Annotated in this window: 17 protein-coding genes and 1 rRNA gene; 5 read left to right on the plus strand and 13 right to left on the minus strand. The window is 73.2% G+C overall.

Going from position 1 to position 19,857, the window contains the following annotated elements; translation table 11 throughout:
* Nucleotides 1–158 precede the first annotated feature (158 nt).
* From AC1DZC_RS04825 to AC1DZC_RS04845, 5 genes are all read left to right on the plus strand, one after another.
* Nucleotides 159–1,067: an ABC transporter ATP-binding protein gene (locus tag AC1DZC_RS04825; protein WP_477042436.1), complete on the plus strand. Its 909-nt coding sequence runs from the start codon at nucleotides 159–161 to the stop codon at nucleotides 1,065–1,067.
* Nucleotides 1,064–1,816: an ABC transporter permease gene (locus tag AC1DZC_RS04830; RefSeq protein ID WP_477039254.1), complete on the plus strand. Its 753-nt coding sequence runs from the start codon at nucleotides 1,064–1,066 to the stop codon at nucleotides 1,814–1,816. Before AC1DZC_RS04825 ends, AC1DZC_RS04830 begins: the two co-directional genes overlap by 4 nt.
* A gap of 61 nt (nucleotides 1,817–1,877) precedes the next feature.
* Nucleotides 1,878–2,837 (plus strand): COX15/CtaA family protein, encoded by a 960-nt coding sequence (locus tag AC1DZC_RS04835; RefSeq protein ID WP_477042437.1) that lies wholly within the window; start codon nucleotides 1,878–1,880, stop codon nucleotides 2,835–2,837.
* Nucleotides 2,838–2,896: 59 nt separating this feature from the next.
* Nucleotides 2,897–3,910, plus strand: coding sequence for an ATP-binding cassette domain-containing protein (locus AC1DZC_RS04840; RefSeq protein WP_477039256.1), 1,014 nt, complete (start codon nucleotides 2,897–2,899; stop codon nucleotides 3,908–3,910).
* A complete protein-coding gene (locus AC1DZC_RS04845; RefSeq protein WP_477039257.1) occupies nucleotides 3,907–4,713 on the plus strand; it encodes an ABC transporter permease in 807 nt (268 codons plus the stop codon). Before AC1DZC_RS04840 ends, AC1DZC_RS04845 begins: the two co-directional genes overlap by 4 nt.
* Before the next feature lie 84 nt (nucleotides 4,714–4,797).
* Here the strand turns inward: AC1DZC_RS04845 and AC1DZC_RS04850 are convergent, their stop codons facing one another.
* The 13 genes from AC1DZC_RS04850 to rrf all read right to left on the minus strand — a co-directional run bounded on the left by AC1DZC_RS04850 (nucleotide 4,798) and on the right by rrf (nucleotide 19,748).
* Nucleotides 4,798–5,436 carry an NUDIX domain-containing protein gene (locus AC1DZC_RS04850; protein WP_477042438.1) on the minus strand — a complete coding sequence of 213 codons (639 nt, stop codon included), beginning with the start codon at nucleotides 5,434–5,436 and terminating at the stop codon, nucleotides 4,798–4,800.
* Nucleotides 5,436–7,106 carry a CTP synthase gene (locus tag AC1DZC_RS04855; RefSeq protein WP_477039259.1) on the minus strand — a complete coding sequence of 557 codons (1,671 nt, stop codon included), beginning with the start codon at nucleotides 7,104–7,106 and terminating at the stop codon, nucleotides 5,436–5,438. Before AC1DZC_RS04855 ends, AC1DZC_RS04850 begins: the two co-directional genes overlap by 1 nt.
* 54 nt (nucleotides 7,107–7,160) lie before the next feature.
* Entirely contained in the window at nucleotides 7,161–8,834 is a 1,674-nt protein-coding gene (gene murJ / locus AC1DZC_RS04860) for a murein biosynthesis integral membrane protein MurJ (protein WP_477042439.1), read from the minus strand.
* On the minus strand, nucleotides 8,831–9,709 hold the full coding sequence (locus AC1DZC_RS04865) for a hypothetical protein (RefSeq protein ID WP_477042440.1): 879 nt from the start codon (nucleotides 9,707–9,709) through the stop codon (nucleotides 8,831–8,833). Before AC1DZC_RS04865 ends, murJ begins: the two co-directional genes overlap by 4 nt.
* Complete coding sequence (locus AC1DZC_RS04870) at nucleotides 9,706–10,737, minus strand: copper transporter (RefSeq protein WP_477039262.1); 1,032 nt, start codon at nucleotides 10,735–10,737, stop codon at nucleotides 9,706–9,708. Before AC1DZC_RS04870 ends, AC1DZC_RS04865 begins: the two co-directional genes overlap by 4 nt.
* Before the next feature lie 76 nt (nucleotides 10,738–10,813).
* Nucleotides 10,814–11,998 (minus strand): putative cytokinetic ring protein SteA, encoded by a 1,185-nt coding sequence (gene steA, locus AC1DZC_RS04875; RefSeq protein ID WP_477039263.1) that lies wholly within the window; start codon nucleotides 11,996–11,998, stop codon nucleotides 10,814–10,816.
* 6 nt (nucleotides 11,999–12,004) lie between these two features.
* Nucleotides 12,005–13,729, minus strand: coding sequence for a DNA repair protein RecN (recN, locus tag AC1DZC_RS04880; protein ID WP_477042441.1), 1,725 nt, complete (start codon nucleotides 13,727–13,729; stop codon nucleotides 12,005–12,007).
* The gene (locus AC1DZC_RS04885) at nucleotides 13,726–14,619 is read right to left on the minus strand and encodes an NAD kinase (RefSeq protein WP_477039265.1); all 894 of its coding nucleotides are present in this window, start codon (nucleotides 14,617–14,619) and stop codon (nucleotides 13,726–13,728) included. The genes recN and AC1DZC_RS04885 overlap by 4 nt, the downstream gene beginning before the upstream one ends.
* Nucleotides 14,616–15,419 carry a TlyA family RNA methyltransferase gene (locus AC1DZC_RS04890; RefSeq protein ID WP_477042442.1) on the minus strand — a complete coding sequence of 268 codons (804 nt, stop codon included), beginning with the start codon at nucleotides 15,417–15,419 and terminating at the stop codon, nucleotides 14,616–14,618. Before AC1DZC_RS04890 ends, AC1DZC_RS04885 begins: the two co-directional genes overlap by 4 nt.
* A gap of 7 nt (nucleotides 15,420–15,426) precedes the next feature.
* Nucleotides 15,427–15,612: a hypothetical protein gene (locus AC1DZC_RS04895; protein ID WP_477042443.1), complete on the minus strand. Its 186-nt coding sequence runs from the start codon at nucleotides 15,610–15,612 to the stop codon at nucleotides 15,427–15,429.
* Between the two features lie 121 nt (nucleotides 15,613–15,733).
* The gene (locus AC1DZC_RS04900; RefSeq protein WP_477042444.1) at nucleotides 15,734–16,768 is read right to left on the minus strand and encodes an HAD-IIA family hydrolase; all 1,035 of its coding nucleotides are present in this window, start codon (nucleotides 16,766–16,768) and stop codon (nucleotides 15,734–15,736) included.
* Nucleotides 16,765–17,691 (minus strand): hypothetical protein, encoded by a 927-nt coding sequence (locus AC1DZC_RS04905; protein ID WP_477042445.1) that lies wholly within the window; start codon nucleotides 17,689–17,691, stop codon nucleotides 16,765–16,767. Before AC1DZC_RS04905 ends, AC1DZC_RS04900 begins: the two co-directional genes overlap by 4 nt.
* 1,940 nt (nucleotides 17,692–19,631) lie before the next feature.
* Nucleotides 19,632–19,748, minus strand: a 5S ribosomal RNA gene (rrf, locus tag AC1DZC_RS04910).
* Between the last annotated feature and the right edge of the window lie 109 nt (nucleotides 19,749–19,857).

The raw sequence follows: 19,857 nt of genomic DNA on the forward strand, positions 1-19,857 counted from the left end.
TCCTCAGGACGGTTCGGCGCACTCGTGGGAGTGCGCCTGATATTGGCAACATCCTTGTTGTCAATATCCATCCCTGCAAGCAAGGAGACCCTTCGCTCGGGTGAGTGTGACGGACCGCACGAGGTCCACGCGAGCACCCCCACCTAGACTTTCCCCTCGTGCCCGACTCCCCCGCGCTCGAGATCTCCGGGCTCGTCAAGCGCTACGGCTCACGTGCCGTGGTCGACGGGATCGACCTCGTCGCGCTGCCGGGCCAGGTGACCGCGGTCCTCGGCCCGAACGGCGCCGGCAAGACGACCACGATCGAGTGCTGCGAGGGGCTGCGCCAGCCCGACGAGGGCACGGTCCGGGTGCTGGGCCTCGACCCGCTCGCCGACGCCCGTGCGCTGCGGCCGCGGGTCGGGGTGATGCTCCAGGACGGCGGCCTGCCCAGCGCGATCAAGGCGCGGGACATGCTCACCCACGTCGCGACGATGTACGCGCAGCCTCGCGACGTCGGCGAGCTGAGCCAGCGCCTCGGCCTCGACGCGTTCGCGGGGACCACCGTTCGCCGGCTGTCGGGTGGCCAGCGCCAGCGGCTCGCGCTCGCCGCGGCGGTCGTCGGCAAGCCCGATCTCGTCTTTCTCGACGAGCCCAGCGCGGGGATGGACCCGCAGTCCCGGCTCGCCGTCTGGAACCTCGTCCGCGAGCTTCGCGACGAGGGCGTCGCCGTCGTGCTGACCACGCACCTCATAGACGAGGCCGAGGACCTGGCCGACCACGTCGTGGTCATCGACCACGGGTCGGTCATCGCCGCCGGGACCGTGGCGTCGCTCGTCTCCTCCGCGGACGACCGGACGCTCCGGTTCGAGTCGACGCCCGGCCTGTCGCTCGGTGACGTGTTGGGCCTGGCCGTCACCGAGCCGACGCCGGGGTCGTACACGGTGGTCGGCAACGTCGAGCCGTCCACCGTCGCGACGCTCACCGCCTGGCTCGCGAACGAGGGTGCGTTGGTGACCCGGTTGACCGTCGGCCGGCGGACGCTCGAGGACGTGTTCCTCGACCTCACGGGACGGAGCCTGCGATGAGCGCCACCGCCGCACCGGCATCCCGCCGAGTGCTCGCCCAGACCGCGTTCGAGGCCCGCGCAATCCTGCGCAACGGCGAGCAGCTGCTCGTCACGATCATCGTGCCCGTGCTGGTCCTGGTCGGGCTGACCAAGGCGACCGGCATCTCGGTCGACACCGACGGCATGAGCCGCATCGACTTCTTCACGCCCGGCGTGCTCGCCCTGGCGATCATGACCTCGTCGTTCACGTCGCAGGCGATCGCCTCGGCGTTCGACCGCCGCAACGGCGTGCTCCGCCTCCTGTCGACGACGCCGCTGGGCCGTGGCGGCCTGCTCACGGGCAAGATCCTCGGGGTCCTGGCGGTCGAGGTCGTGCAGGTCGTCGTGATCGCGACGACCGCCCTGCTGCTCGGCTGGCACCCGAACGCGGCTGGCCTGCTGCTCGCGGTCGTCGCCCTGGTCCTGGGCACCGCGGCGTTCACGTCGCTCGCCCTCCTCGTCGCGGGCACCCTGCGTGCCGAGGCCGTGCTCGCCGTGGCCAACCTGCTGCTCCTCCTGCTCGCCGTCGCGGGCGGCGTCATCGTGCCGGCCGACCGGCTGCCCGGTCCGATGGCCCACGTCGCCCTGCTGCTGCCGTCCGGAGCCCTCGGCGACGCGATGCGCGAGACGCTCTGGCACGGCTCCCTGCCCGCGTGGTCGGTCGTCGTGCTCGTCGGCTGGACCGCGGCGCTGGGCTGGGGCGCGTCGCGCCTGTTCCGCTGGCACTGATGTGACGCGTCTCGCCGGCCCGCCGGCGGGGCGCCGACCCGCCGGACCTTAGGCTGGTCGCGTGAGCCTGTCCCCCGTCCTCGACGTCCTCGACCGCCTGCGCGTGCGGGTCGGCTGGCCGGTCGTCGTCGCCAACCTCGTCGCCCAGATCGGCATCATCGTGACCGGCGGGGCGGTGCGTCTCACCGGGTCCGGACTGGGCTGCTCGACGTGGCCGCAGTGCGAGCCCGGGCACTTCACGCCGCAGGTCCACGCGGCCATGTCGATCAATCCGCTCATCGAGTTCGGCAACCGCACGCTCACGGGCGTCCTGCTCGTCATCGCGGTCCTGGTCGTGCTGCTCGTCGCGTCGGACCGCCGCCGTCCCACCTCCTACCGCTGGCTCGCCACGGCACCGTTCTTCCTGGTCATGGCCCAGGCCGTGCTGGGCGGGATCATCGTCATCTTCGACCTGAACCCGGCCTTCGTGGGGATCCACCTGCTGATCTCGATGACGCTCGTCGCGCTGTCGACGTGGCTAATGCTCCGGTTCCGGGAGGGCGACGGGCCCTCGGTGTCGCTGGTCGGGGCGACGGACCGCGTGCTCGTGCGCGTGCTGGTCGCCCTGCTCGCCGCGGTCCTGACGCTCGGGGTCGTGGTGACCGGCGCCGGGCCGCACTCGGGAGACGAGAACGTCGGGTACCGGTTCGCCGTCGACCCCTGGCTGATGGCCAAGCTCCACGCAGCCGCCGTGTGGGCCTTCCTGGCGGTGCTGGTCGTGATCGTCGTCCGCCTCCGGCGGGCGGGCGCCTCCGGCCGCCTCTGGCGGACCGCGCTGCTGCTGCTCGCGCTGACGCTGGCGCAGGGCCTGATCGGGTACGTGCAGCTGTTCACCGGCCTGCCGATCGGCCTGGTCAACCTGCACATGCTCGGCGCGGCGCTCCTCACCGCCGGCGTCGCGTCCTTCGTCTGGTCGACGCGGACCCGGGGAACGCTCGAGGTGCCCGTCGGCGCGGTGGAGCAGACGGCGACCGCTCCGTAGCTGGGTTGCCCGCCGGAATTGTCGGGTGTGTGTCGGAGGTCACCCCTAGCCTCGTTGTCATGGACCAAGCCAGCACCGCACCGGCAATCACCGCACGTGGTCTCGTCAAGACGTACGGCACCGTCCGAGCGCTGGACGGAGTCGATCTCACCGTCCCCCAGGGCACCGTCCTGGGCCTGCTCGGTCCCAACGGCGCAGGCAAGACCACGATCGTCCGGGTGCTCAGCACCCTTCTGAAGCCCGACTCCGGCTCGGCCGAGGTCGCGGGCGTCGACGTGATCGCGAACCCCCGCGCGGTGCGCAAGCGCATCGGCCTGTCGGGCCAGTACGCCGCCGTCGACGAGTACCTGACCGGCTACGAGAACCTCGACATGATCGGCCGGCTCTACCACCTGAGCCCCAAGAAGTCCCGGGAGCGGGCGCGCGAGCTCCTGGCCGCGTTCCGCCTCGAGGACGCCGGCGACCGGCCGAGCAAGACCTACTCCGGGGGCATGCGCCGGCGGCTCGACCTCGCCGGAGCGCTCGTCGCCGACCCGCCCGTCCTGTTCCTCGACGAACCGACCACCGGGCTCGACCCGCGCGGCCGCACGGACATGTGGGAGGTCATCCAAGGCCTCGTCGCCGGGGGCACCACGCTCCTGCTCACCACGCAGTACCTCGAGGAGGCCGACCTGCTGGCCGACGAGATCGTCGTCATCGACCACGGCAGGATCATCGCCCAGGGCACCTCCGACCAGCTCAAGACGCAGGTGGGCGGCGAACGGCTCGAGCTCACCGTGAAGGACGTCTCCCGGCTGGGCGATGCGGGCAGGCTGCTCGAGCCGCACGGAGTCGGCACGCCCGTGCTGGACGAGCGCAGCCGGCAGCTCGTCATGCCCATCACGGGTGGCGCGAGCGTGCTCACCGAGGCGCTGCGGCTGCTCGACGGCGCGGACATCGGTCTCGACGACGTCGGCCTGCGCCGCCCGACCCTCGACGACGTGTTCCTCTCGCTCACCGGCCACGCCACGGTCGACGAGGAAGACCCGGAAGCCCAGGCGTCCGCCAAGAAGAAGGAAGGTGCCCGCGCATGAGCCTCCCCTACGTGTTCGCGGACGCGGCCGTCGTCGCCAAGCGGAACCTCATCAAGATCAAGCGCGTCCCCGACCTGCTCGTCTTCACCACGATCCAGCCGATCATGTTCGTCCTGCTGTTCTCGTTCGTCTTCGGCGGCGCGATCGACCAGAGCGGCGACGGCAAGGCCTACCGCGAGTTCCTGATGGCCGGGATCTTCGCGCAGACCGTCATCTTCGGTGCGACGATCACGGGCGCGGGCCTGGCCGACGACGTCAAGAAGGGGATCATCGACCGCTTCCGGTCGCTCCCGATGGCGCCGTCCGCGGTGCTCACCGGGCGCACGGTCTCCGACGTCCTCAACAACGTGCTGGTGCTGATCGTGATGTCGCTGACCGGTCTGCTCGTGGGCTGGCGCATCCACACCAACCCGGCCGAGGCCCTCGGCGGGTTCGCCCTGCTGCTCGCCTTCGCCTACTCGATCTCCTGGATCATGGCGTGGATCGGCATGCTGGTGCCGAGCCCCGAGGTGCTCAACAACGCCGCGTTCGTCGTGATCTTCCCGCTCACCTTCATCGCGAACACGTTCGTCCCCCTGGACACCCTGCCGCCCGTCCTTCAGACGATCGCGGCCTGGAACCCCGTCTCGACGGTGACGCAGGCGGCCCGCGAGCTCTTCGGCAACATCCCGCCCGAGGTGCCCGAGCCCACCCAGTGGTCCCTGCAGAACCCGGTCACCTACACGCTGATCTGGATCGGGATCTTCCTGGTCGTCTTCGTGCCGCTGGCGAACCTGCAGTACCGGCGGTCCACGAGCCGCTGACGCCGCCCGCAACGACGACGCCGCCCGCCTCTCGACCGAGGGCGGGCGGCGTCGTGCGATGCGGACCGGAGGTTCCGCCGCGACTCAGTCGAGGACGTGCGTCCCGTCGGCGGGCCAGGAGACGCGCTCGAGCGTGGACCAGCCACGCGCTCGGGCGGCGGCCGCGGCCAGGACGCCGACGACCGTCGTCGGGCTGTGCAGGCGGCCACCGAAGGCGCCGTCCACGGCCTCGTCGAGCGGGATCCACGCCGGCACCATGCTCGCCTCCTCGTCGGTGCGCACGTAGCGCTCCGACTCCGGGACGGGCGACAGGTCCCGGGCCAGGAACACGAGGATCCGCTCGTTCGAGCCGCCCGGCGTCGTGTAGAAGTCCACCAGCCGCCACCAGGACGCAGCCCGCAGGTCCGCCTCCTCCGCGAGCTCGCGCGCGGCGGCGACCACCAGGAGCTCGTCGGGCACGTCCCGAAGACCCGCGGGCGGCTCCCAGAGCACCGACCGCACGGGGTGCCGGTACTGCGAGAGCAGCAGCACGCGGTCGTCGTCGTCGAGCGCGATGACCGCGACCGCACCCGGGTGCGCGATGTACTCGCGCAGGACCTGGGTCTCCCCCAGGTCCACCACGTCACCGTCGAGGTCGAAAACCTTGCCGGTGTGGATCCGCCGGTGCTCGATCACCGGCCGCGGCGCGACAACGTCGTGCAGCGGCCGGTCCTCCAGGGGCATCAGGACTCGTCGCCGCGCAGCGCCAGGGCGGCACCGATCAGACCGGCGAACAGCGGGTGCGCTCGCGTCGGACGCGACTTGAACTCCGGGTGCGCCTGCGTGGCCACGTAGTACGGGTGCACCTCGCGCGGCAGCTCGACGAACTCCACCAGCGAGGTGTCGGGCGAGACGCCCGAGATCACCAGGCCGGCCTCCTCGAGCTTGTCGCGGTAGGAGTTGTTCACCTCGTAGCGGTGGCGGTGCCGCTCGGACACCTTGTGCGCGCCGTAGGTGTCGGCGACCACCGAGCCGGGCGTCAGGAGGGCGTCGTAGGCACCCAGACGCATGGTGCCGCCCAGGTCGCCGCCGCCGCTGACGAACGCGTGCTGCTCGGCCATGGTCGCGATGACCGGGTGGGCGGGGTCGTCGTCGAACTCCGAGGACGAGGCGCCGTCGAGCCCGAGGACCGTGCGCGAGTACTCGATGACCATGCACTGCAGGCCGAGGCAGATGCCGAGCGTCGGGACGAGGTTCTCGCGCGACCAGCGCAGGGCGCCGAGCTTGCCCTCGATCCCCCGCACGCCGAACCCGCCGGGGACGAGGACCGCGTCCACACCCTCGAGCGCCAGCCGGGCACCCTCGGGCGTCTGGCAGTCGTCCGACCGGACCCAGCGGATGACCACCTTGGTGTCGTGGTGGAACCCGCCCGCACGCAGCGCCTCCGTCACGGACAGGTAGGCGTCGGGCAGGTCGATGTACTTGCCGACAAGCGCGACCTCGACCCGGTGCGCGGGCTCGTGGACGCGCCGCAGCAGCTCGTCCCAGCCCTTCCACTCGACGTCGCGGAACGGCAGGGCGAGGCGCTGCACGACGTACGCGTCCAGGCCCTCGGAGTGCAGCACGCGCGGGATGTCGTAGATGCTCGGGGCGTCCTTGGCGGTGACGACGCCCTCGACGTCGACGTCGCACATGAGCGCGATCTTGCGCTTGGTGGCCTCGGGCACGTCGCGGTCGGCGCGCAGGACGATCGCGTCGGGCTGGATGCCGATGCTGCGCAGAGCGGCCACCGAGTGCTGCGTCGGCTTCGTCTTGAGCTCGCCCGACGGGCCGATGTAGGGCACCAGCGAGACGTGCAGGAAGAAGACGTTGGCGCGGCCGAGGTCGTGGCGCACCTGACGGGCGGCCTCGAGGAACGGGAGCGACTCGATGTCGCCGACCGTGCCACCGATCTCGGTGATGATCACGTCGACGTCGTCGTCCGCCTGCGACCGCATGCGCGACTTGATCTCGTCGGTGATGTGCGGGATCACCTGCACCGTGTCGCCGAGGTACTCGCCGCGGCGCTCCTTGGCGATGACCTGCGAGTACACCCCACCGGTGGTCACGTTCGCGGAACCGACCAGGTTCACGTCGAGGAAGCGCTCGTAGTGGCCGACGTCCAGGTCGGTCTCGGCGCCGTCCTCGGTGACGAAGACCTCGCCGTGCTGGAACGGGTTCATGGTGCCGGGATCGACGTTCAGGTACGGATCCAGCTTTTGCATCGTGACCCTCAGGCCACGGGAGCGGAGGAGTCGACCGAGGCTGCTGGCCGTCAGACCCTTACCGAGGGAGGAGGCAACACCCCCGGTGACGAAGATGTGCCGGGTCGTGGATTCCGACCGCCCGGAGAGTCGATGCGCGCGCTCTGTCACGGGATTCCAGCCTACCCGACCCTCACCGGATCTTGACCCGCCACGCTGGGTGAGTCAGGACACGTCGGGCAGGTCAGGCACCTCGGGACGGTTCGCGACCGCCGGGATGGGCTCCCGCTCGACCTGCAGCACGTACCGCACGACGCCCCGGTCGAGCCCCAGCAGGCCGACGCCGACCACCACGGTGGCGACGATCGCCCCGCCGGCGGCCGCGCCGAGCGCCGTCAGGCTGCCGTCCCCGCCGATCGCCTGGACGGCGTTCGCCACCCACCGGCCCACGAGCGCGCCGACGACGCCGGAGCCCACAAGGACGCCCGTCGACCGCGGGACCCCCCGCAGCGCCGCCCAGCCCGCGGCCCGGCCCAGCGCGACGAGGGCGACGGTGCCGCCGACGAACATCCCGAGGCTGCTCGCTGCCCCGATGCCCGCGAGCGTGCCGGCAGGACCGTCGGAGGGGATGTCCTGCCCGACGAGCACGACGACCGCGACCGCCATGACGCCCCAGCCGACCGAGTTGGCGATGACGGCCGACCGGCCGCGTTCGAGCGCGTACAGGGAGCGTGAGGCGTGGAAGAGGGCCGCGAAGCCCAGCAGGCCCGGCGCCATCCAGGTGAGGGCCGAGGTCATCTTCGGCACCAGCGTCAGGTCGTCGTCGCCGATCGTGGAGAAGATCGTGGCCACGGCAGGCGCCGCAGCGATCACGGCGGCCGCGCCGATCGCCCCGGCGGCGAGCACCGCCCGGACCGTGCCCGACGCGAGCCTCGCGAAGCCGCCCCGGTCGCCGGAGCTCGCCCGGGCGGCGAGCCGCGGGAACGTGGACGTCGCGAGCGGCACCACGAGCACCGCGTAGGGCAGGAGGTAGACCTGCTGGGAGTAGAGGAACGCCGTGAACGTCCCCTCGGCGCCCCAGGTCGTCGACACGACGAGCACGACGACGAGCGCGATCTGCTGCGCCGCGACGGCGCCGACCCCCGCCAGCGCGAGCGAGCGCACGCGCGGCGCGACCCCCGGCGGGAAGCGCAGGGTCGGCCGCAGCCGGACGCCGAGGCCGCGGACGGGGAAGAACATCGGGAAGCACATCGCGGCGACGCCGAGCGTCGTCCCCCACGCCAGCGCCTCGAGCGCGCCCGGGTCGAGGGCACCGGGGTCGGACTTCGTACCGTTCGACATGGTCCGGTAGACGAGGTACGTCGCCGTCACGACGAGCGTCGACATGATCGGCGCGAACGCGGGCCAGAAGAACCGCTTGTGCGCCTGGAGCACGGCGTAGAGCAGCACCGCGACGCCGTACATCGGCACCTGGATCGCGAACACCCGCAGGAAGAGCACGACCATGTCGGTCTGCTCCGGATGGGCCGACGTCAGCAGCTGCGCGATCGGGCTGCTCAGCAGCGCCAGCAGCAGGGCGAGCGGGACGAGGACGAGCAGCGTCCACCCGAGCGTCCCCGAGACGGTCTTGTCGATCTCCTTGCGCGCCCCGCGCGCCACCGGTGCGGCCAGGACGGGCACCAGGGCACCGGCGAGCGCCCCGCCGGCCGCCACCTCGAACAGCACGTTCGGCAGCGTGTTGGCGGTGTTGTAGGCATCGCCGATCGACCCGGCGCCCACCGCGTACGCCTGCGCGAGCCAGCGGCCGAAGCCGAGCACACGACTGACGACGGTGATCACCGCGATCATCGCGGCCGCACCGGCCAGGCCGGCGGCCGCGCGCCGGGCGGCGGGGCTCACGCCCGGGTGTCCACGGGGCGGCGTCCCCAGGCGTCGATGTCGCGCAGCACGGGCGTGCGCTCGATGACCTTGGTGAAGCTGACCTTCTCGCTCGCGAGCGTCAGCCCGACGACGGCCGCGAGCACCGCGAGCCGCACCGGTCGGGGTGCCGACAGGACCAGGGCCGTGCCCAGGGTCGCGCCGACCGCGTTCGCGCCGCCGTCGCCCAGCATGTCGGCCTCGGCGAGGTCCTGGTCGATCGCGGCACCCGTCGCCCCGAGGACCGCGGCCGCGGCGCCTGCGCCCGCACCGGGTCCGAACGCCAGCGGGGCCGCCGCCACGCCGGCCGCCTTGAGCGCCCGACCGGGACGCAGGTCGAGCAGGTTGACCAGGTTCGCGCTCGACGCGATCAGCGCACCGGAGGTCCCGACGTCGGCCAGCCAGCCGATCGCGGACCGCCGGCCGCCGTCCCGTCCGTGGAGCGGGGTGGCGAGCGCGGCGGCGACGAGCGCGCCCGCACCGATGCCGAGCACCTTGAGGCCGCCGGTGGTCACCTTCCCGTGCGCGAGTGCGCCCAGGTGTCCGCGCAGACCCTTGCGGCGGTCCTCGGTGTCCTCCCCGAGGTCGTCGGCGAGCCCGAAGGCAGCACCGGCCGCCGTCGCGACCGTCAGCGCGGCGGCGCTGCGGGCGGACGTCGCGCCGACGAGCCCGCCGGCGAGGAGACCCGCCGCGACCGAGGGACCTTCGAGCAGGCTGACCGGCTCCCCGCGATGGTTCGTGCGGGTCCACTGCGCCTGACCGCCGGGCGCCTGCCCGTCGAAGACGCCACGGACCACGGAGGTGACGATGCCGGCCACCGTGCCCGCGGCAGCACGACGCAGGAGGTGGTGCGTCACGGCGCGGACCCGACGGTCGTGTCCTCCGGCACCGACGCCGTCCGGCTGACCGGGGGCAGCTCCACGGCGGGCGGCAGCGGGGTCTCACCGTCGCCGAACCCGTAGTGGCCGTTGACGCCCGCGATCCGGTTGGCGAGCGCGAGCGGAACGTTGATCTGCCCGGTCACGACGTCGGTGCCGGAGACGGTCGTCAGCGCGGCGGCGAGGTCACCGTCGGCCAGGATCGCGTCCGTGAGCGAGCCCTTGCCGCGGGCACCGTCCGCCAGCACGGCCCCCGTGGACATCTTCTGGGCGGCGCTGAGCACCGCGAGCTGCGCCGCCAGCACGGAGTCGGAGGGCGCCGGCGAGGGGGTGGCGCCGTCGGCGACCGGCTCGACCGGGACCGCCAGGACGACGATCGCGTCGGCGGGCATCGTGACCTCGTCGGCAACCGTGACCAGCGGGTTGTCGCCGTTCTCGGACGAGGAGAGCGCGTCGAGCAGCGTGCCGGCGTCGTTCGAGAGCGCGTCCGGGTTGGCCGGGTCCGCCGTCACGAGCGCCTGGACGAGCGCGGCGGCGAGGTCGGCCTCGACGCCGGCATCGGCCGGGGGCGCCGGGTCGAGGTAGGGAGTGAGGTAGCCGACGAGCGCCTGCCGGAACGTGCGCAGGTCGGGATCGGTCCACATGTCCGTGAGCGTGACGTGCGCCGTGACCGTCGCGCCGGACTGGTCGAGCCGCTGGTCGAGGGCGGTGCGCGTGTTCTCCGGCACCTCACCCAGGGCGACGACGGCGACACGACGGCCGGTCAGCGCGCCGTCGAGCAGCTGCGGACCCGAGGCGTCGATGTAGCTCTCGGAGTCCTTCAGGGCGTTCGTCGTGCCGTCCAGCTCGGTGCGGAGCGCGTCCTTCTCGGCGCGCAGCTGCTCGACCTGGCCGGTCAGGGTGTCGCCGATGGTCTCCTTCAGCGGGCCGGCGCCGAGCGCGATGCCCACGGCCAGGGCCAGGAACACCGAGATCAGGGAGACGACGTGGTAGCGGAAGTCGATCATCGTGCGCAGTCTCCGTCGGGTACGGGCCCGGCGGTGGGGGCCGGAAGCAGGTGCAGGTGGTCGGTCGCGTGCATGGTCACAGCCCGTCGAACAGGCCGCGGACCCACGACGTCATGTCGTCGATGCGGGCGCCGATCAGGCCGATCATCGTCTGCCCGGCGGCGGTGGACGCCAGCGCGACCCCGAGCGCGAGGAGGCCCGCGAGGACGAGCAGCGTGAGCTGGACGTTGGAGATGCGGTTCCGGTAGAGCCGCGAGACACCCTTGGCGTCGACGAGCTTGCTGCCCACGCGCAGTCGCGTCAGGAACGTGCTCGCCATGCCCGACCGGCCCTTGTCGAGGAACTCGACGAGCGTGGCGTGCGTGCCGACGGCGACGATGAGCTCGGCGCCCTTGTCGTCGGCCAGCAGCATCGCGACGTCCTCGCTGGTGCCGGTCGCGGGGAAGACGACGTGCGGGACGTCGAGCTGCTCGACCCGCGCCAGGCCGGGCGCCCGGCCGTCGCGGTAGGCGTGCACGATCACCTCGGCGCCGCACGTGAGCGCGCGGTCGGACACCGAGTCCATGTCGCCGACGATCATGTCCGGCCGCCAGCCGGCGTCCAGGATCGCGTCCGCTCCCCCGTCGACACCGATGAGCACCGGTCGGTACTCGCGGATGTAGGGGCGCAGCGTGACGAGGTCTTCCTTGTAGTGGTACCCGCGGACGACGATCAGCACCTGGCGGCCGTCGATGTGCGTGCTGATCTCGGGGACGCCGACGCCGTCGAGCAGCAGGTCCCGCTCGCGACGCAGGTAGTCCATCGTGTTCGCCGCGAACGACTCGAGCTGCACGGAGAGCCCGGCGCGGGCCTCCTCCATCGCCGCGGCGACGGTCTCGGCGGTCTGCGTGACGCCCTCGGCGACGAGGGTCTCGCCGTCGAACACGGAGCCGTCGACCACGCGGAGGCGGTGTCCCTCGGTGAGCGACATGACGTCCGCGCCGAGGTCGTCGACCAGCGGGATGCCGGCGCCGATGAGGATCTCCGGCCCGAGGTTCGGGTAGCGGCCCGAGGTGGAGCGTGCGGCGTTCAGGACCGCGGCGGGCTGGCACGCGACCAGCGCCTCGGCCGACACGCGGTCGAGGTCGAGGTGGTCGATGACCGCGATGTCACCGGGCTTGAGCCGCTTGGTGAGGCCCTTGGTGCGTGGGTCGACCCGGGCCGGACCGGCGACGACGCCGGATTCGGGCACAGCGGTGCGTTTGCGCAGGGATGCTCTCATCGTCGCTCATCGTCCCACGGACGAGAGCTCCAGAAGCTCCGCGGCGTGCGTCCGCGCGGCGTTCGAGTCCTCCTGGCCCGACAGCATGCGGGCGAGCTCGCGTACACGGTCGTCGTTCGTGACGAAACGCACGTCCGACTCGGTGACCACATCGACCCCGTCGGCGATCGACTTGGTCACCACGAGGTGCCGGTCCGCGAAGGCCGCCACCTGCGCGAGGTGCGTCACGACGAGCACCTGCGTGCCCTGCGCCAGCTCCGCCAGCCGTCGCCCGACCTCGATCGCTGCGCGCCCGCCGACGCCCGCGTCGACCTCGTCGAACACGAACGTGCCCGGCCGCGTGGCGCCCGAGTCCGGTGCCGTGGCGAGCGCGACCTCGATCGCCAGCATCACACGGGACAGCTCGCCGCCGGACGCGCCCTTGCCGAGCGGCCGCGCGGGCGCACCGGCGTGCGGGACGAGCAGCATCTCCACCCGGTCGGCGCCGTGCGGACCCGGCTCCTCCAGCTCCTCGACGAGGATCTGCAGCTCCGCGCCCCCCATCGCCAGCCCGGACAGCTCCTCCGAGACGACGGCCGCCAGCTTGGTCGCCCCGTCCCGACGGCCCGCCGAGATGCGTCCCGCCTGCGTCGTCAGCTCGCTGTCCAGGGCCGCGCGCTCGGCCTCGAGCGCCGCGATCCGCTGGTCGCCGCCGTCGAGGTCGAGGAGCCGCCTCCCGGCCGAGTCGGCCCAGGCGAGCACCTCGTCGACCGTCGAGCCGTAGCTCCTGGTCAGGGACGCCAGGTCCGCGCGGCGGCGCTGGGCGGCGTCCAGCCGCAGCGGGTCCGCCTGCAGGTCCTCCAGGTAGCCGGCGAGGTCGGTCGCGGCGTCGGCCAGCAGGTAGCCGGCCTCGGCGATCCTTGTCGCGAGCGCGGCGAGCGCGGGATCGTGAGCGCCCTCGTGCTCGAGCAGCCGGCGCGCCTGGTCGATCGTCGCGACGGCGGCCGTGGCGTCCTCGACCTCGCCGCCGACGAGCGCCGAGTGCGCTCCGTTCGCGGCCGCGCGCAGGTCCTCCGCGTGGGCGAGCCGCTCGACCTCCTCGGCCAGGGCGACGTCCTCTCCGGCCTGCGGGTCCACCCGCTCGACCTCGGCGAGCCCCAGGCGCAGCAGCTCGGCCTCGCGCAACCGGTCGCGCGCACGGTCGACGAGCTCGGTCAGCTCGGCGTCCACCCGCGCACGCTCGGTCCACGCCGCGCGGTAGAGCCCGAGGGCGTCCCGGTGCTCGGTGCCGACGAAGGCGTCGAGCGCGTCGCGCTGGTGGGAGGGCGAGCGCAGACGCGCCTGGTCCGCCTGGCCGTGCACGGTCACGAGCGCGTCGGCCAGCTCCGACAGCACTGTCTGCGGCACGGACCGTCCGCCCAGGAACGCGCGGGACCGGCCGGCGGTCCCCGCACCGACCGTCCGCACGAGCACCAGACTGCCGTCGTCGTCGAGGTCGGCGCCCGCCTCGGCCGCCCGGGCGAGCGCGGCCGAGCCCGGCTCGAGGGTCACGCGTCCCTCGACCGCGGCCGACATCGCACCGGTCCGCACGGTCGCGGGGTCGGCCTTGCCGCCGAGCAGCAGGCCGAGCGCCGTGAGCACCATCGTCTTGCCCGCGCCGGTCTCGCCCGTGATGACCGTCAGCCCGGCCCCGAGCTCCAGGTGGGCCCGGCCGATGACGCCGAGGTTGTCGATCCGGATCTCCTCGATCATCCGGCCCCTCCTTCGCCGTTGCGCGGCAGGCGGGCCGCCCCGCTCGGACGCCCCCGCCATCCGTCGACCGGCAGCGCGAACTTGTTCACCAGTCGGGTCGTGAACGGCGCCGGGGTCAGCCGGGCCAGCCGCACCGGTATGTCGCTGCGCCGGACCTCCACGCGCGAACCGAGCGGGACCTCGAGCCGTCGACGACCGTCCAGCGTGACCAGCCCGGCGGCGGGCGAGCGCTCCAGGACCTCGACCGCGAGCATGCTCCGCGGACCCACCACGAGCGGCCGGGCGAACAGCGCGTGCGCGGCGATGGGCACCAGGATCATCCCGTCGACGTCCGGCCAGACGACCGGCCCACCCGCCGAGAACGCGTGCGCGGTCGACCCGGTGGCCGTCGCGGCGACGATCCCGTCGCACCCGAACGACGACAGCGGGTGACCGTCGACCTCGACGAGCACCTCGAGCATGCGCGAGCGGTCGACCTTCTCCAGCGCCGCCTCGTTCAGCGCCCAACCCGTGCCGAGCGAACCGTCGCTGCCCAGCACCCGCACGTCGAGCGTGCCGCGCTCCTCGACGTCGAACTCGCCCGCGGTCAGCCGCCGCACGGCCTCGCCGATGTCGTCGCGCTCGCTCTCGGCCAGGAACCCGACGTGCCCCAGGTTCACGCCGAGCAGCGGCACGGACGTGCCGCGCGTGAGCTCGGCCGCGCGCAGGATCGTCCCGTCGCCGCCCAGCACGATCGCCAGCTCGAACGTCGGCAGGTCCGCGGCGACCGCGTCCTCCGCCGCGAGCACGGGCTCGACGCCGGCCCGCTCGAGCGCCGCGACCGCGTCCCTCGTGGCCGAGACGGCCTCCTCGCGGCCGCCGTGCGTCACCACCAGTGCCCGACGGCTCATCGCTCCCCCTCGGCAAGGACCGCCGCGCGGATGCGCTCGGTGTCGACGGACGGTGTCCCGTCCTGTCGGTGCAGCCACACGAAGAACTCGACGTTGCCGCTCGGGCCGGGCAGCGGGCTGCGCACGACGTCGCGGACCCCCAGTCCCAGCCGTGCGGCCGCGTCGGCCACGGCGAGGACGGCGTCGACCCACAGCGACGGCAGCCGGACCACTCCGCCGGACCCCAGACGCTCGCGGCCGACCTCGAACTGCGGCTTGACCATGAGGACGAGGTCGGCATCCGGAGTCGCGACGTCGGCGAGGGCCGGCAGCACGAGCGTCAACGAGATGAACGAGAGGTCGGCGACGACGAGCGTCGGAGCCGGGTCGACGTCGCCGGCCGCCAGCGACCGGACGTTGACGCCCTCGCGGACGTCCACGCGCGGGTCGGACCGCAGCGCGTCGACCATCTGGTCGTGACCCACGTCGACCGCGACCACGTGCTCGGCGCCGCGGCGCAGCAGCACGTCGGTGAAGCCACCCGTGCTCGCCCCGGCGTCCAGGCAGCGCCGTCCCTGGACCGTGATCGCCTCGAACGCGTCCAGCGCGCCGGCCAGCTTGTGCCCCGCGCGGGAGGCGTACCCGGGGTCGTCGTCGTCCGGCTGCACCGTGACCGTGCGGTCGTCGGTCACCTGGACCGCGCTGCGCGCCGCCGGCAGGCCGTCCACGGCGACGCGTCCCGACGCGATCAGGTCGCCCGCGTGCTTGCGCGAGCGGGCCAGGCCGCGGCGCACGAGCTCGGTGTCGAGGCGAGTGGTCACGTGCCGGTCAGCCCTCGGCGTCGGCGAGCCGGTCCTGCAGCGCGCCGTGGACCGCATCGAACACTGCGACGTGGGCACGCAGCGGCTGGTCCTCGAGCCCGGCCAGCCGCGACAGCGCCTCGTCGACGGCGGCGTCCGCCGTCGTGGCAGCACCGTCGTCTGCACCCTCGGCCGCGTCGACCCTCTCGCTCACTGCACTGCCTCCACGTGGTTGGTCCGTCGCCCGACGAGCAGCCCGTCGATCGAGCCGTGCCCGGACGCGCCCACGCTACCTGGGATGTCCCACGTCGCTCGTCCGGCACACACGGCGACCGTCAGGCCGTCGCCAGCTCCGGGACTGTGGTCGCGTCGATCTCCACACCCTCGTCGGCCGCCGCCCACGCCGCCGCACAGGCGGCACGCGCCACGTCGACCCGGTCCTCCATGCTCGACGGCTCGTAGCGGCCGAGCTCCAGAGCGCCGTCGACGATGCGCGCGGACGCCTCGCGGCACGTCCACCAACCGTCGGCGGCACGGACGGGCTCGGGGTGCGCGACGAGCAGCGAGAGCAGGTCGGCGCCGATCAGGTGCGGACGCTCCCCGGGGCCGGCCAGCACGTCGTCGCGCGCCGAGCTCACGCCCGTGAGCACGTGGAGCCCGACGAACCCGCCCGCTCGCGCACCCGCGAGGTCGGTGTCGAGACGATCGCCCACGACGAGCGTCTCCCGCGCGCCGACGCGCTCGACCGCCATGTGGTACATCGTCGGCGACGGCTTGCCCGCGCTGTCCGGGGTGACACCGGTGGCCGCCCGCACGGCCCCGACGAGCGACCCGTTGCCGGGCGCGAAGCCGCGCGCGGTCGGCAGGCTCAGGTCCAGGTTCGACGCCACGTGCCAGGCGCCCCGTTCGATCGCGTACGCGGCCTCGGCGAGCTGCGCCCAGCCGACCTCGGGCGCGAAGCCCTGGGCGACGGCGACCGGCTCGTCGTCGGCGGAGAACACGACCTCGTACCCGGCCGAGCGGACCGCGGTGACGAGGCCGGCGCCGCCGACGACGAGCACCTTCTCGCCGGCCGGCAGCCGGGACGCGAGCAGCTGGGCCGCTGCCTGCGCCGCCGTCATGACCTCGGCCGCCTGCGTGGCGATGCCGAGCCCGGTCAGCTGGTCCGCGACCGACTCCGGCTCACGGGACGCGTTGTTGGTGACGAACACCAGACGCATGCCGCGCTCGCGCGCCGAGGTGAGTCCCTCCGCGGCGCCGTCGATCGGGTCGTGACCCTTGTACGCGACCCCGTCGAGGTCGACGAGCGCCAGGTCGAACCGGTCCGCGAGCGGCGTGGCCGACCCGATCAGAGCTGCCGGCTCCGTCACCGATCGCCCTCGCCCTCGTCCGTGCTGTCGCTCGCGTCGGCGGCGCTGTCGCCGGCGTCGTTCTTCTCGACGACGACCTTCGAGCCGTCGTCGTCGGACTCGTCGTCGCCGTCGTCGTCGTTGTCCTCGGACTCGTCGTCCTCGGACTCGTCGTCAGCCAGGAGCGCCTCCGCCTCGGCCAGCGCTTCGTCGTCGTCCTCGTCGGCCGCGTCGTCGTCCAGCTCGGCTTCCGCCAGCTCGGACGTGCCCGCGTCGCCGGAGGCCTCGACCGGGTAGTCCTCGTACTCCCCCTCGGCGTCGAACTCGCTGAGGTCGAACGAGACGAACTCCTCGTCCGGCTCCACGTCGCCCGCGGCCTCGTCGAGCTGGTCCTGCGTGTAGGGCGCCAGCTCGGCCGCCGCCTCGTCCACCAGCCCGGCCGCCTCGAGGGCCGCCGACCGCGCCTGGGCGACGCGGATCGCGACGATCCCGGTGCCGGCCCGCACGACGTCTGTCGCCAGCGCGGCCACGGCCGCCTCGGGCTGCCCGAGGTCGAGGCGGGCCCCGCTCACGACCATCGCCAGCTCGATCTGCGCCTCGGCGTCGAGCGTCTCCGCCTCGGGCTCCTGCGCGAGCGCCAGAGCACGCTCCGGGCGACCGAGACCGCGTTCGCAGTCAGCCATGATCGCGAGGTGCTCCGACGAGCCGTTGAGGCGTCGGACCGTGCGCAGCTCCCGCAGGGCCTCCGCGTAGCGGGCCGTGCGGTACGCAGCCAGACCGGCCGCCTCGCGCACGACGTCCACGCGACCCGCACGGCGCACCGCTGCCTGCGCGTGCTCGTAGGCCAGCTCGGGGTCGGTGTCCAGCAGCCTGCCCACCATCACCAGGTGGCGGCCGACGCCGTCGGCGTTGTCCTTGCTGAGCGTCCGCAGGCGTCCGCGCACGGAACGGTCGAGGTCAGCAAAGACGACGTCCTCGGGGATCTCGGGCGCCTGGACGCGCTCCTCCTGGGGCGGCCTGGTCAGCCGCTTGTCGTCGTCGCGCCGGTCACCCGCGCCCTGTGCGCCACGCGCGCCGGCGACGGCAGCTGCGCCGTACGCCGGGCGACCGCGGTCGCTGGACGGGGGCCGCCGGTCGTTCGTCGCCGGGCGGTCGCTACGCCCGGTGGTCGGACGGTCCGTACGCGGGCGGTCGCTCGGCGGCCGTCCCGTGGACGGGCGGTCGGTACGCGGACGCTCGCTGCCGGACCGGTCGTTCCGGTCGCCGTAGGCGGGCCGGTCCGTACGGGGACGGTCGACGCGGTCACCGTAGGCGGGACGGTCGCTGCCGGACCGTTCGTTCCGGTCGCCGTAGGCCGGACGGTCGGTACGCGGACGATCGCTCGACGGCCGGTCGTTCCGGTCGCCGTAGGCCGGACGGTCGGCACGCGGACGATCGCTCGACGAACGGTCGTTCCGGTCGCCGTAGGCGGGACGGTTGGTACGGGGACGGTCGTTCCGGTCGCTGTAGGGCGGGCGGTCCGTGCGCGGACGGTCACCGGCGGGACGACGAGGCGCCGAGCCCTGGCGGTCCGAGCCGGAACGGTCGCCGTAGGTCCCGCGATCGCTGGCGCCGGCCGGACCGAACGACGAGCGCTCGCCCCGGCGGTCGTCGCGCGGACGGTCACCGTAAGAGGGACGACCGCCCGTCGCAGGGCGGTCGTTCCGGTCGCCGTAGGACGGGCGCCCACCGGACGCCGGACGGTCGCCGTACGAGGGGCGGCCGGAGCTCGACGAGCGATCGCCCTGCGAACGGTCGCCGTACGAGGCGCGACCCCCCTGAGCACGGTCGCCGTACGACGGGCGATCGCTGCGCGACCTGTCGCCGCCGGAGGGACGGTCACCGTAGGCGGGACGATCGCTGCGCGAGCGGTCACCGGACGAGGGACGCTCGCCGTAGGAGGGCCGATCGGTCTGCGGACGGTCACCGTACGACGGGCGACCACCCTGCGAACGGTCGCTGGAGGCCGGGCGCTCGTCCCGACCTCGGCCGTAGGAAGACGGACGATCCCCCGACGAGGGCGCTCCCGAGCGGGGCCGGTCGCCGTAGGGCCGGTCGCCCGAACGCTCCCCGCGGGGACGGTCGCTGAACGGCGGACGGTCGGTGCGCCCGGAGTAGGTGGGGTGCTCGCCGCGCGACGCACCGTTGTAGGGCGGACGTCCGTCACGGCCACCGGAAGGCGGGCGACCCGAACGGTCGTCACCGCGGGCCCCGCCGTACGCGGGACGATCGCCCCGCCCCGACGACGACCGGTTGCCATAGCCCGAGCCGCCCGAACCCGAACGGTCCGAGGAGCCGGGACGGTCGCCGTAGGACGGCCTACCGCCACCGGCCGAACCGCCGCTCGGACGTCCGTAGGAACCGCCGCCCGAGGACCGCTCGCCGCCACCCGAACCGTAGGACGGTCGGCCACCGCGGTCGTCGCGGCCCGCGGGGGGACGCCCGCCGGTGGAACCACTGCGCGAACCGCCGTCCCGGGAGCCGCCGTAGGACGCTCCACCGGAACGACCGCGATCACCGCCGGCTGCGCCTCCGCGGCCCTGCGAGCCGCTCGAGCCGCGCTGCGAGCTCGATCCGCTTCCGGATCGGCCGCCGCTGGCACCGCCCGACCGACCTCGGTCGTCGGATGTGCCCTTGGCACGGTCATCGCTGTTCATCTGTGTGCTCTCCTCGTCGGGTTCGACCGCACCATCGTCTCATCCCCGGTCTCTCGCGCCGAACGGCGGCCGAGGCGAAGGCGGACGAAGTGCAGCCTGCATAAGTCATGAATGCGCCCGACGCTGCGCGCAATGTGTACGGAAACAGGAAAGAGCCACCCCGCGAGGGATGGCTCTTCCTGAATGATGTCCGGCGGCGTCCTACTCTCCCACACCCTGGCGAGTGCAGTACCATCGGCGCTGAAGGGCTTAGCTTCCGGGTTCGGAATGGGACCGGGCGTTTCCCCTTCGCTATGACCGCCGTAACGTTGTCGAGTTGTCAAACGGGTTCCCGTTCGTCTCTCGGGAACCGCACAGTGGACGCGTAGCACATTGACTTGAATGAATGTGATGAAGTTGTCGGCTTATTAGTAC

It is taken from the genome of Cellulomonas sp. P2_B4 (assembly GCF_056404795.1).